The organism is Gillisia sp. JM1 (assembly GCF_000424645.1).
Lineage (GTDB): Bacteria > Bacteroidota > Bacteroidia > Flavobacteriales > Flavobacteriaceae > Gillisia.
Map to the genome: position 1 here is coordinate 20,916 of NZ_KE384218.1, position 13,545 is coordinate 34,460.

The window sequence follows — 13,545 nt, forward strand, 5'->3', positions numbered from 1 at the left end:
AAGATCTAGAATTTAATTTTAAACGTTGTTCCAATATTCACAGTACTGGTAACAGAAATAGACCCTCCCATCGTTTCCACCTGATTTTTGGTGATAAACAAGCCTATACCTTTAGCATCTGGATTACGATGAAATGTTTTATACATACCAAACATTTTATCGCCATATTGGTCCAGATCTATACCAACCCCATTATCGCTTATCTCTATAAAATTCTGGTCGTTAACAGAGTAGGTCTGTATAAAAATAACAGGGACTCTTCCAGGTTGTTTATATCGAATAGCATTAGTTATTAAATTTAGTAAAATACTTTCCAAGTATTCAGGAATATACGAAATTTCTTTTAGAGCCTTAAATTCGGCTATTATTTTGGCGCTTTCTCTATTAATTAATGAAGAAACAGAAGAAATAACAATGTCCAAAGATTGCTTGAAAGAAACAAGAGTGCGCTCTTTCTTCAAAAGATTTTGATGCGAAACCATATCATTTAACCTTGAAATAGCAACATCTAGATTTTCTGAAATATCCTCAACGTTTTCAATAAGATCAATTTTATCTTGTGTGTTTTTTGCTTCATTCAGCAATTGCACCACCAAACTTAAATTACTGCTATGTGATCTTAAATTATGAGATACCACGTGCGCGAAATTGAACAATCTGGAGTTTTGTGCAGCAATGATATCTAAGGAATTCTGCAAATTAAGCTCATTGCTTTTATTTTCATCTATATTTTGTAATACTCCTCGAATCCCAATAATTTGTTGCTCCTCATTATAAACAGGTTTCCCGGTAGCTTGCACCCAGAATTCGCGTCCATACAGGGTTACCATTTTGAGCTCTGTCTTAAAGGGAATCCCGTATTTCTCACATTTTTCGAAAATATAATTTGCCTGTTCTTGATGCTCGGGAGCATAAAATTGTAATCTTTTATCGTAGTCTGGATTAAAATCCTTTGGGCAGTCCAAGATCTTTTTGGTGACATCGTCCCAGTAAATAGATTTTGTGGTAATATCTATATACCATCCGCCGGTCGTGGTCATTTCAGCCGTTTCCCGATAATAGAAGAAATTCTCCTCTATAGTATATTGGTCTCTTTTGGATTGATGGATATTTACAAATAGCAACACCGCAGTTTCTATATTGTTGCTGTCTTTTCTTTTCAAATTTCGACACTCAAACCATCTAAATTTATCATTCTTGAGCTTCAATCTAATTTCCTGATTTAGATCTTCAGAGCCTAAAGTTAGATTTTCAAAAGCAACCCGATAATCATACCGGTAATCCTTGTGAAGGACGTTGTTCATAAAATGTTCAAATATGGAATAATCAGTGGGAGGAGTGCCAACCAAAGTTTCAAAATGATCGGACCAGCTAATTTCTTTTGTAAGGAGATTAATCTTCCAATAGGCAATGTCAAAATCTTCTAAAATATTATTTAACTGAAGGTCGTTGAGCATCAATTGTTAGTTGGGGAATTTAAATGTAAGCTAATGTTAAAAATTTACCAAATATAGTTGGTTATTTTTTAAATCTATATGTTTTTTTTGGTGTAACACAGTAATCTAATGCAATATCGCTAATTTCTAGCTCTGGGATCCTATTTTCAGCTTCAAAAAATGAAACCCCAACTTTTATAACATCAGGTTTGCATGAAGCAAGAAAAATATCGTAAAAGCCTTTCCCGTAACCCAATCTATGCCCATTTAGGTCGAAAGCCAATAATGGTACAAAAACCACATCTATTTTTTCTGAAGAGATCTCTATTCCATCAACAGGTTCAGGAATATTCCATTTATTCTTCCTTATAACTGTCGTATCTGTTAGTAAAAAATTGTGGAGTTTTCTTGTGTTAAAAATGCTTTTCGAAAGAATTATATTTTTATCTTTTCCCTGTAAAATATGAAGAATGAATTCGGTATTAATTTCTTTTTTTTCAGTAATACTTAGAAATAAATGATAATATTCCAGATCCCAGATAGGTAATTCAAGCAATTTGTTAGCGACCTCAAGACTAAACTCCTCAATTTGATCTGGCGTCAATTCATCCCTCTTCAGCACATATTTTTTACGCAGATTATTCTTCATGGGCTAATTTAGATGGGATGGATAAATGAAATATAGCATCTCCCTGATATACAATTGGAGATTCGTTCACATTAATGACATAGCCTGTATAAGAAGCAATTACTTTATGCCTGAATTTTCCATAAGGATCTGTAATAGTAGCTATATATTCTCCTTTTTCTACATGTTTACCACATGCTATCTTTATATGAATTAAACCGCTATATTTTGCACGCATCCATGTGCTATTTTCAATAATAATACTGTCCAAAGGCGGATCCTCACAAACAAAACGAGGTTTTAGCATTCCCATATGTTTAAGAACTCTCATAGTTCCATCTACTCCGAACTTTGCAATATCCTTATTGCTATCCAGGGATTTTCCACCTTCAAATAACAACACGGTTTTGCCTAATCGTTTACACGTTTCTCTATATGATTTCCCAATAGTCTTGGAGTAATAGGTGAAAGGCGCATTGAAAATTTTAGCAAATTTCTTTCCTTCTTCGTCGTCTTTTTGAATTCTTATTTGTGCCACATTAAATCTACTTGCCCCTCCGGTATGAAAATCCATACAGAAATCAGCTACCGGAAGTATTTTTTGCACGAACTGATATGCAAATCTACTTGCCAAAGAGCCATTTTTGGTTCCTGGAAAAACTCTGTTAAGGTCTCTTCCATCGGGGAATTCACGTGAAAGATTTAAAAATCCAAATACGTTTACAATAGGAATACAAATAATAGTACCAATAACCGGTTTATTTATCCCTTTAGAAATTAGCTGGCGCACAATTTCCACTCCATTTATCTCATCTCCATGGATACCTGCGGTAATTAATATAACAGGACCTGATTTTTTAGAACGTTCTATTATTACGGGAACCTCTACGGAAGTAGTGGTATATAATTTAGCCATATTTAGGTTGATGACAGCACCTTGACCAGGTAACATTTTCTTACCCAAGATCTCTAAAACATTGTTTTTATCTATATGAGCCATATTTACGAATGTCTTTCTATATATCTAATAATGGATTTTGCAATATCTTTCCCTGTAGCAGCTTCTATCCCTTCCAATCCCGGAGACGAATTTACTTCTAATATAAGTGGTCCTCTAGAACTTTGCAACATATCTACTCCCGCAACTCCCAAACCCATTGCTTTTGCTGCTTTTATGGCAGCAGCCTCTTCCTCATCGCTAAGTTCTATAAGGCTTGCGATTCCTCCCCTATGAAGGTTAGATCTAAATTCTCCTTCTTTTCCCTGACGTTTAATGGCGCCTACAACTTGCCCATCTACTATAAAGGCTCTAATGTCTGCGCCGCCTGCTTCCTTAATAAATTCCTGAACAATTACTCTTGCCTGTAAACCATTAAATGCTTCTATCACAGATTCTGCTGCATTTTGGGTTTCTGCTAAAACTACTCCCAAACCTTGGGTTCCTTCCAATAACTTTATAATTAAGGGAGCGCCTCCTACATGAGCGATCACTTCTCCCACATCTTTAGAGTAGTTGGTGAAAATTGTTTTTGGCAATCCCAATCTGGCTCGGGATAGAATTTGTAGACTTCTTAACTTATCTCTGCTGCGCATTAAAGATTGACCCGAGGTAGTTGTAAAAACACCATTCATTTCAAACTGGCGAACTACTGCAGTGCCATAAAAAGTAATAGACGCACCAATCCTAGGAATCACAGCATCTGTTTCTCCTAAGATTTTTCCCTTATAAAAAATAGAAGGTTTCTTTTTCTCAATAATGAGATCGCATTTAAGAGGATCTATAACCTCTACATGATGCCCTCTTTTTTTGGCAGCTTCAACAAGTCGCCTAGTAGAATAAAGACTGCTATTTCTTGACAGTATTTTTATGTTCATTTAATTTTCAAATTATAAGAGACATCTGTTAATTCTGGGTCAACAATAAATTTTTTAGTAAGGAATTTTCTGCCTATCAATACGGGATAACGCATTTCTTGCCGAGCAGACAAAGAAAGCGAAATTTTATAAAGCTTATCAAAAATTTTAATAGTGGATTGTACTTGGAACCGCTTCTGAATGATGCCGTTACTACTTTTTACAAAAACGATATCATAATCCTTAAAAATGATCTCTGTTCCATTATAAAGCGGATGTTCTTCATCTAAAAAAGTACAGTGTAGTGCATCTTCTTGTTCCACAATATTGTTACAATGGATAGAGGAAGTGTATGCTCCTGTATCAATTTTTATCGCGATATTTTCCATTTTCAACATTGGAAAATCGGCTTTATCAAATTTTCCTATTAGTCTTTTCTCCATGGCTGCAAGTTACTAAATTGATTAATGGGATTTTTTAAGGTTCTCAATATCTATTTGTAAAAAAAAAGAAGCTTCATGAAGTAAGGCGATTTGAATTTGAATCCCTCATTGAGGGTTTAATTCCCCGAGTTTCTTAATTATATTAAATACCCAGAAAAATTTAAAATTTACGGGAGCCTAAAGTTTAATGCTCCCGGGAATATGTAATATATTTGAAAAAATGGAAACACCTCCTTTAAAAATACAAATACAAACGCTCCCCGACAGTCCGGGGGTTTATCAATATTATGATAAGAATGGCAGGATTCTTTATGTAGGGAAAGCTAAGAACCTCAAAAAAAGGGTTTCCTCTTACTTCACAAAATCTCATGATAGCCATAGGATAGATGTGATGGTAAAGAAGATCCATGATATTAAACATATTGTGGTGAACTCTGAAACCGATGCGCTGTTGTTGGAGAACAATCTTATAAAGAAATATCAGCCTCGATTTAATGTAATGCTGAAAGACGGTAAGACCTATCCTTGGATCTGTATTAAAAATGAGCGATTTCCTCGAGTGTTTCCCACAAGAAGGTTAATAAAAGATGGCAGCGAATATTATGGCCCTTTCACGAGTTTTAAAACGGTAAATACGCTGTTAGATCTTATTAAAGGCTTATACCAGTTAAGAACCTGTAATTATGACCTGGCTGAAGAAAAAATAAGAAACGAAAAATACAAAGTCTGTTTAGAATTTCATTTAGGGAATTGTAAAGGCCCTTGCGAAGGTCTGCAGGAAGAAAAGAAATACAACGAAAATATAGAAGCGATCCGGAATATCGTAAAAGGTAATTTTAAAGATTCATTACAGCTATTTCATATTCAAATGAAAGAGCATGCTGAAAAGATGGAATTTGAAGATGCCCAAAGGATCAAGGAAAAGATCCATATTTTAGAGAATTATCAGTCTAAATCTACCGTTGTAAATCCTAAGATCAATAATGTAGATGTGTTCTCTATTGTGAGTGATGAAGGATATGGGTATGTCAATTTCTTACAGATCTCCCATGGTTCTATCATTCGTTCTCATACAATAGAGATGAAGAAAAAACTGGATGAGACAGATAAAGAATTACTGGAACTTGGAATAATTGAAATAAGACAACGCTTCAGCTCTATGTCCAGAGAAATATATGTGCCATTTAAAGTAGATGTTGGGGAAGAGATAAAGATCACAGTCCCAAAATTAGGGGATAAAAAGAGCATCATAGACCTTTCTAATAGAAATGCAAGGTATTACAGGCAGGAGCAATTCAAACAAATGAAAATTGTAGATCCAGACAGGCATGTAAACAGGATCATGGCACAAATGAAAGAGGATTTGCGCCTAAGTGTAGAGCCTAGACATATAGAATGTTTCGACAATTCCAATATTCAGGGAACCAATCCAGTGGCAGCCTGTGTAGTTTTTAAGAATGGAAAACCAAGCAAAAAAGATTATCGCAAATTCAATATAAAGACTGTAGAAGGTCCCGATGATTTTGCCTCTATGGAAGAAGTTGTATTCCGAAGATATAAACGTTTGCTTAATGAAGAAGAACCTTTGCCGCAATTAATAATTGTAGATGGAGGAAAAGGGCAACTTTCTTCAGGCTTAAAGGCTTTAGATGATTTAGGATTAAGAGGAAAAATAGCGATCATTGGGATTGCAAAGAGACTGGAAGAATTATATTATCCAGGAGATTCTATTCCGCTATATCTAGATAAAAAATCTGAAACTTTAAAAATAATTCAGCAATTACGAAATGAAGCGCATAGATTTGGAATTACTTTTCATAGAAATAAGCGAAGTAGTGAGGCTTTAAACACAGAGTTAGAATCTATAATTGGGATTGGAGATAAGACCGTTGTAGAATTATTGAAACATTTTAGGTCGCTAAAAAGAGTAAAAGAAGCTACCTTAGAGGAATTAGCACCCGTAATTGGACTTTCCAAGGCGAGTATCATCTATAATAAATATCATCCCGAATAAATGAAAAATTTCCTATTGCTTATCATTCTTTTACTTGCCTTTTCTGGATTTGGGCAGGAAAAGGAGGAGGCAAAAGTAGGATTGGTATTAAGTGGGGGAGGAGCCAAAGGCTTGGCACATATTGGAGCTTTAAAGGTAATTGAGGAGGCAGGAATCAAAATAGATTATATTGGAGGAAGCAGTATGGGTGCCATAGTTGGCGCATTGTATGCCTCAGGATATACAGCTAATCAACTAGATTCCATTTTTCATGAGATCAATTTCAATATCTTAATCCAAGATGATATTCCACGTAGTTCAAAAACTTTTTACGAAAAAGAAGATACCGAGAAATATGCATTGACCTTACCATTCAATAATTTTAAGATTGGTTTTCCTTCGGGCTTATCAAAAGGGCAAAACATTTATAATTTAATATCTAAACTTACGCTTCATTTAGGAGATGTAAGGGATTTCAGCAAATTACCTATACCATTTTTTTGCGTTGCGGCAGATATGGAAACCGGAGAGCAAGTGATATTGGAAAGTGGATCACTGGCAAAAGCAGTTTCAGCAAGTGGTGCAATTCCTTCTGTATTTAGTCCGGTGAATATTGATGGTAAAATTTTGACAGATGGAGGGGTAGTTAATAATTATCCGGTGGCCGAATTAAGAAAACGGGGCGCAGATATAATAATTGGTGTAGATGTGCAGGATAGTTTGGCAGATAAGGAAGAGTTAAAGAGTGTATTTGAAATCCTTACCCAAATAAATAATTTTAGAACTATCGCTCATATGGAGGAAAATAGAGCATTGACAGATGTCTATATCAAGCCAAATATAAAAGCATTTAGTGTGCTCTCTTTTGAAAAAGGAGCTGCGATTATAGATTCTGGAGAAGTAGCTGCAAGAAATAAATTGAAAGAATTAAAACTGATAGCTACTAAACACAAATCTGAAAAAGTTTCTAGAATAAAAATCAAACCTTTAGATAGTATTAATATTAGCTCTCTTAGTATTAAAGGCAACAACAGTTATCCTCGAGCTTATATTTTGGGGAAACTGAATTTAAAATACGATTCCAAATATACGATAGCCGATTTGTACGATGGAATAAATAAGCTTTCTGCCACCGGTAATTTTAATACAATAAATTATAATATAAATACAAAAGCAGATTCCTATAACCTGAATTTGCAGTTGGAGGAAAGCCAGAACAAGACATTTTTAAGGCTCGCTTTACACTACGATAATCTTTATAAAAGTGGTGCTTTAATAAATTTAACCAGAAAGAGTTCTTTAGTTACAAATGATGTAACCTCACTGGATGTTGTTTTAGGAGATAATTTCAGATATAATTTTCAATATTATATAGATAAAGGATATTACTGGAGTTTTGGAGTAAAGTCCAGATATAACAGCTTTAATAAAGGAGTCCCTTTCGATTTTGTTGATGCGAATGCCAATGTAGATGGTATTGGAATTAATAAGATCGAGGTAGATTATCAGGATTACACAAATCAACTTTACATAGAAACCCAGTTTCAACAAGTATTATCTTTTGGTGTGGGGCTCGAGCATAAATATCTTAAAGTTACTTCAGAGACTTTAGGAGATTTTTCTATGACCGGTAATCCAAATGGGACTTTTGAAAAAAGCAATTATTATAGCAGCTTTGGCTATTTAAAACTGGACAGTTTTGATAATAAATATTTTCCTACCAAAGGGGTTTACTTTAAAGGTGACTTTCACCTTTATCTATTCTCTTCAGATTATAATAATGACTTTAATGAATTCTCCATAGCTAAAGGAGCAGTGGGTTATGTTTTTAGTCCTTTTAATAAATTTACAACCAAAATATCTTCAGAAGTAGGATTTAGAATAGGACAAGCGGGGCCAAATTCTTTAGATTTCTTTCTTGGGGGCTACGGGAACGATTTTATAAATAATTTCATTCCCTTTTACGGGTACGATTTTATAAGTATTTCTGGAGATAGCTATATAAAAAGCATGCTAGAACTGGACTATGAGATTTTTAATAAAAACCACATCAATCTAAGTGCCAATTTTGCGAATGTAGAGAACGACTTATATTCTTCAGGGAACTGGCTCTCTACGCCAGATTATACAGGATATGCAATAGGCTACGGTTTGGAAACTTTTTTAGGACCCGTGGAAGTGAAATATTCTTACTCTCCTGAGATCAAACAAAATGAATGGTTTATTAGCTTCGGATTTTGGTTTTAAATGCATTGGCATTGCAAGCAAAAAAAAGTATTTTTGTGCTAATGAATTTTATCACTTCCATATCACTTACTTTCCTATTCCTCCTTCAGGGATTTGGACTTACGTTGGATTTGTGTTGTGAATTGCCGAAAATCTCCAATCTTTTAGCACACTACGAAGAACATAATGAGGCTTTTGGAGACTCTTTTTTGGAATTCTTAGAAGAAGATTATTTTAGTTTTGATGGTGCACAAAGTCATCACGAAAATTCAGATCATGAAGACTTACCATTCCAAGGGAGTCATCATTGTTGTGCCCATTCTCTGGTTTTTTATTCTTTAGATACAGAATATGTGATATCTCCTGAAATTGTAGAGTTAAAACCGCAATATTCATTTTATAATTCTGAGCTCTATTCAGAATTTTTAGACTCCCCTTTTCAGCCCCCAAAAGTATAATTCAGCAAGGGTTTTAGTAATACTGTTTTTAAGCAGCCAATTTTTTGGTGTTTAATTTAGTAGTCTTATTAAACCTGATTCTTTAATTATTTTTTTCAATTAATATTCAGCTTAATTATGCTTAAAAGTATTATAAAATTTTCCATCACCAATAAACTGGTGATTGGCTTACTCACTTTTGGATTGATGATCTGGGGTGTTTATTCTTTAAATCAGTTGCCGGTAGATGCCGTGCCGGATATCACCAATAATCAAGTACAGGTAATTACTACCTCTCCAAATTTAGCTGCCGTAGAAGTAGAAAGACTCATTACTTTTCCTGTAGAAATTACTATGGCAACAATTCCTGAAATTGAGGAAATACGTTCTTTTTCAAGATTTGGACTATCTGTGGTTACCATAGTTTTTAAAGAAAAAACAGACATCTATTGGGCCAGACAACAAGTGAATGAACGGCTGACTGAAGCCCAAGCTCAGATTCCGCCTTCTGCAGGAAAACCCGGGATTGCTCCATTGTCTACAGGACTTGGAGAAATATATCAATACGTAATCACTACTAAAGAAGGTTATGAAGATAGGTATGACGATAGAGAACTGAGAACAATTCAAGATTGGATTATTAGGCGCCAATTATTGGGCACCCCGGGAGTTGCAGATGTTAGTAGTTTTGGAGGCCATCTTAAGCAGTATGAAATTGCAATTGCACCAGAACGTTTAAATGCCATGGATGTTTCCATAGGCGAGATCTTTAAGGCTTTAGAATCTAATAATGAAAACACTGGAGGAGCTTATATTGAAAAAGGCAATAACGCATTGTTCATTAGAAGTGAAGGTTTGGTTAGCTCTTTGGAAGATATTGGAAATATTGTAGTAAAAAACAATCCTAGTGGAAGTCCAATTTTAATTAAAGATGTAGCTAAAGTCCAAATTGGAAGTGCAGTAAGATATGGTGCCACTACCCGAAATGGAGAAGGGGAAGTGGTAAGTGCCATTGTAATGATGCTTAAAGGAGCAAATTCTGCTGAGGTTATAAAAAGCGTTAAGCTTAAGATGGAGGAGATTAGGAAAACGCTTCCAGAAGGGGTAATAATAGAGCCCTTTTTAGATCGAACAAAATTAGTAGATAAGGCAATCGGTACGGTAACTACAAACCTGGTAGAGGGAGCTCTAATTGTTATTTTCGTTTTACTGCTTTTGCTGGGAAATCTAAGAGCGGGACTCGTTACTGCCTCTGTTATCCCGCTAGCTTTGCTTTTTGCCTTTGGAATGATGCATGTCTTTGGTGTTTCAGCAAATCTTATGAGTTTGGGAGCTATAGATTTTGGATTGATCGTAGATGGAGCTGTGATCATTGTAGAAGCGACACTCTTTCATTTAGGAGCCCTAAAAATTACCAGAAAGCTTACTCAGCAGGAAATGGATGAGGAAGTGTTTCAATCGGCTAGTAAGATCAGGAACTCCGCCGCATTTGGCGAAATAATTATCCTTATTGTTTACCTACCTATTTTGGCTTTAGTAGGAACCGAAGGAAAGATGTTTGGTCCTATGGCACAAACTGTGAGTTTTGCCATTTTAGGGGCGTTCATTTTATCATTGACCTATGTGCCCATGATGTCTGCTTTGGTTTTAAACAAGAATGTTAAGCACAAACCAAATATTTCAGACAAGATCATGGCTTTTTTCAATAGAATTTATTCTCCTATGATAAAGCGGGCAATGAATTTGAGAAAAGGGGTTTTATTAATCACTTTAGGATTGCTCATAGTTTCCTTGTTTGTTTTTCTGAATATGGGAGGTGAATTTATTCCAACCTTAGAAGAAGGGGATTTTGCTGTAGAAACTCGTGTTATTACAGGGAGTTCGTTAAATAATACTATTGCAGCAACCACTAAGGCTGAAAAGATATTATTAGACAACTTTCCTGAAGTAGAGCAAGTGGTTTCCAAAATTGGATCTGGGGAAATCCCTACAGACCCAATGCCTATTGAAGCTGCCGATCTTATGATAATCTTAAAAGACAAAGGCGATTGGACCTCGGCTTCTTCCAGAGAGGAACTTGCAGATAAAATGAACGAAGCTTTGGAAGTGATTCCTGGGGTGACCTTTGGTTTTCAGCAACCAATTCAAATGAGGTTTAATGAATTGATGACTGGAGTGCGGCAGGATGTTGCTATCAAGATCTATGGCGAAGATTTGAATGAATTATCCGATTACGCCCGCCAAATTGGAAATATAGCCGAAAATGTTGATGGGGCTACCGATATTTATATTGAGGAAGTTACCGGAGTAGCACAAATAGCGATTAAATTTAAAAGAGATCAGATAGCTAAATACGGATTAAATATCAGGGATATAAATCAAAGTATTCAAACAGCTTTTGCCGGAGCTTCTGCCGGATTGGTTTATGAAGGTGATAGAAGATTTGATATGGTTGTGAGATTGGACAAACAAAATAGGAACAATCTTGAAAGCGTTCAGAATTTATACTTAACTGCTCCCGATGGGAGGGAAATTCCCTTGAATCAGGTGGCAGAGGTAAATATAGAAGATGGCCCTTACCAGATTCAGCGAGACGATACCCAGAGAAGGATTGTAGTAGCTTTTAATGTTCGTAATAGAGATGTAGAAAGTGTAGTAGAAGAAATAGGTGCAAAGATAGAAGAGCAAATAAGCTTTGCTCCAGGTTATACCGTTGGGTATGGGGGACAATTTGAAAACCTTCAGGAAGCAACAAAAAGACTGAGTTACGCAGTGCCATTAGCTTTATTGCTCATATTTATTTTATTGTATTTCACTTTTGGATCTATAAAACAAGGGATTTTAATTTTTACCGCGATCCCGCTTTCTGCGATTGGCGGTGTGTTTGCGCTCTATGCTCGAGACATGCCTTTTAGTATCTCTGCAGGTGTTGGTTTTATTGCACTTTTTGGAGTTGCTGTGCTAAATGGAATTGTCCTTATAGCTGAATTTAACCGACTTAAAAAAGATGGGGTAACAGATGTTTTCCAAAGAGTGTATCAAGGTACAGCCACCAGATTACGACCTGTAATTATGACTGCTTCTGTAGCATCTTTTGGATTTCTTCCAATGGCACTCTCGGGTTCCGCAGGGGCAGAAGTACAGCGACCATTGGCAACGGTAGTAATTGGAGGTTTAATTTCGGCTACTTTGCTTACTTTAATAGTGCTTCCTGTATTGTATTATTATTTTGAAAAAGGATGGAGAAAAACTCCTAAAGCAGCGATCTTAATAGTGATTTTTGGATTAGGCTTCGGAAATGTTGGCTTTGCTCAAGAAAAAGATCCCCTAAAAACATATTCAACTTTAGAGGAATTAATAACTACAGCGATTCAAAATAATCCAGAAATAGAGGCAGCTAAATTTAAAACAAAACAAGTGGAAGCCTTAGCAGGCAATTCCTGGAATCTTCCTAAAACCGAATTCAATGGAGAATATGGCCAAAATAATAGTATTTATGATGATGATCTTCGGTTAACCGTAAGTCAGCGTTTTGAGTTTCCTTCAGTTTATATAAATAGATCTAAACTGAATAATGCTGAAGTAAAAAGCAGTGAGATTTTGGAAGCTCAGTCAAAAAATGAATTAATAGCACAGGTAAAGGCTGAGTATTATAGCCTTTTGGTTGAAAAAGGAAGGCGAGAGATCTTTCTTAAACAAGACAGTATTTATTCTAATTTTAATAGAGCCGCAGAGATAAGGTATAAAACCGGAGAGAGTAATGTTCTTGAACGTGCTACTGCGAGTTCCAGAGTTGCAGAAATTGAAGTGCAACAAGAAGAAAATCGAGTTGCAATTAGAAGACATCAAAGAGAATTAAAGACGTTGCTGAATTCAGACGAACTGATAGATGTTCCTTTAATAGCAATTCAATTTTTGGGAGAGCTAGAAAAAGCTATGCCTCAAAAAGATTCTATAAACAATCCAAGGCTTGCTTATTTTGCACAACAAATAGAAGTCTCTCAATTAGAAAGGAAAGTGGAACGCGCGAAGCTTTTACCAGATCTAAGCATTGGGTATTATAATCAATCTTTTAATGGCCTTGGACAAAATCTAGCGGGAGAAAATGTTATGTATGATTCTTCTGATAGATTTTCTGGAGTACTATTTGGGATTTCACTTCCTATCTGGGCAAAACCTCAACTTTCTAAAATTAAAGCAGAAAGATTTAAAACTATGGAAAGGGAAGCAACCTATCAAGCTGTAAATAATAGGATAGCTGCACAATATGTACTCCTTCTGGAAAAATTAGCCCAGCTTCAGACAAACCTTGAATCTTATAATGAATATGCCCTTCCCCAGGCCAAATTGATCTTTAAGCAGGCTCAAAGAGGCTTTAAAGAAGGAGAAATAGGATATGTAGAATATATTCAGAGTTTGGATAGAGCTGCAAAAATAGAGTTGGATTATTTAGAGATCATCAATCAATTCTACCATACCAAAACAGATTTAGAATTCATTACCGGAAATCAAAACTAAAAGCATAGAA

General features: G+C 35.5%; 9 protein-coding genes. 4 read left to right on the forward strand and 5 right to left on the reverse strand.

Features of this window, described 5'->3' with window-relative positions; all coding sequences use genetic code 11:
* Positions 1 to 5 precede the first annotated feature (5 nt).
* The 5 genes from H033_RS0103385 to H033_RS0103405 all read right to left on the reverse strand — a co-directional run bounded on the left by H033_RS0103385 (position 6) and on the right by H033_RS0103405 (position 4,361).
* Entirely contained in the window at positions 6 to 1,457 is a 1,452-nt protein-coding gene (locus H033_RS0103385; RefSeq protein WP_026837030.1) for a sensor histidine kinase, read from the reverse strand.
* A gap of 61 nt (positions 1,458 to 1,518) precedes the next feature.
* Entirely contained in the window at positions 1,519 to 2,085 is a 567-nt protein-coding gene (locus H033_RS0103390) for a 5-formyltetrahydrofolate cyclo-ligase (protein WP_026837031.1), read from the reverse strand.
* On the reverse strand, positions 2,075 to 3,064 hold the full coding sequence (locus H033_RS0103395) for a succinylglutamate desuccinylase/aspartoacylase family protein (RefSeq protein ID WP_026837032.1): 990 nt from the start codon (positions 3,062 to 3,064) through the stop codon (positions 2,075 to 2,077). Before H033_RS0103395 ends, H033_RS0103390 begins: the two co-directional genes overlap by 11 nt.
* Before the next feature lie 2 nt (positions 3,065 to 3,066).
* Positions 3,067 to 3,939: a 30S ribosomal protein S6--L-glutamate ligase gene (gene rimK / locus H033_RS0103400; protein ID WP_026837033.1), complete on the reverse strand. Its 873-nt coding sequence runs from the start codon at positions 3,937 to 3,939 to the stop codon at positions 3,067 to 3,069.
* A complete protein-coding gene (locus H033_RS0103405) occupies positions 3,936 to 4,361 on the reverse strand; it encodes an ATP-dependent zinc protease (protein ID WP_026837034.1) in 426 nt (141 codons plus the stop codon). Before H033_RS0103405 ends, rimK begins: the two co-directional genes overlap by 4 nt.
* A 220-nt stretch (positions 4,362 to 4,581) precedes the next feature.
* On the opposite strand from H033_RS0103405, the gene uvrC reads away from it, so the two are divergent.
* From uvrC to H033_RS0103425, 4 genes are all read left to right on the forward strand, one after another.
* Complete coding sequence (gene uvrC, locus H033_RS0103410; protein ID WP_026837035.1) at positions 4,582 to 6,375, forward strand: excinuclease ABC subunit UvrC; 1,794 nt, start codon at positions 4,582 to 4,584, stop codon at positions 6,373 to 6,375.
* A complete protein-coding gene (locus H033_RS0103415; RefSeq protein ID WP_026837036.1) occupies positions 6,376 to 8,601 on the forward strand; it encodes a patatin-like phospholipase family protein in 2,226 nt (741 codons plus the stop codon).
* Positions 8,602 to 8,612: 11 nt separating this feature from the next.
* On the forward strand, positions 8,613 to 9,038 hold the full coding sequence (locus H033_RS20820) for a hypothetical protein (RefSeq protein ID WP_155827703.1): 426 nt from the start codon (positions 8,613 to 8,615) through the stop codon (positions 9,036 to 9,038).
* A gap of 117 nt (positions 9,039 to 9,155) precedes the next feature.
* Complete coding sequence (locus H033_RS0103425) at positions 9,156 to 13,535, forward strand: CusA/CzcA family heavy metal efflux RND transporter (protein WP_026837037.1); 4,380 nt, start codon at positions 9,156 to 9,158, stop codon at positions 13,533 to 13,535.
* The last annotated feature ends 10 nt before the right edge of the window (positions 13,536 to 13,545 follow it).

Excerpts from the sequence above, each read along its gene's own strand:
- H033_RS0103385 (WP_026837030.1), bottom strand. The coding sequence starts at position 1,457 with ATGCTCAACGACCTTCAGTTAAATAATATTTTAGAAGATTTTGACATT.
- H033_RS0103390 (WP_026837031.1), bottom strand. The coding sequence starts at position 2,085 with ATGAAGAATAATCTGCGTAAAAAATATGTGCTGAAGAGGGATGAATTG.
- H033_RS0103395 (WP_026837032.1), bottom strand. The coding sequence starts at position 3,064 with ATGGCTCATATAGATAAAAACAATGTTTTAGAGATCTTGGGTAAGAAA.
- rimK (WP_026837033.1), bottom strand. The coding sequence starts at position 3,939 with ATGAACATAAAAATACTGTCAAGAAATAGCAGTCTTTATTCTACTAGG.
- H033_RS0103405 (WP_026837034.1), bottom strand. The coding sequence starts at position 4,361 with ATGGAGAAAAGACTAATAGGAAAATTTGATAAAGCCGATTTTCCAATG.
- uvrC (WP_026837035.1), top strand. The coding sequence starts at position 4,582 with ATGGAAACACCTCCTTTAAAAATACAAATACAAACGCTCCCCGACAGT.
- H033_RS0103415 (WP_026837036.1), top strand. The coding sequence starts at position 6,376 with ATGAAAAATTTCCTATTGCTTATCATTCTTTTACTTGCCTTTTCTGGA.
- H033_RS0103425 (WP_026837037.1), top strand. The coding sequence starts at position 9,156 with ATGCTTAAAAGTATTATAAAATTTTCCATCACCAATAAACTGGTGATT.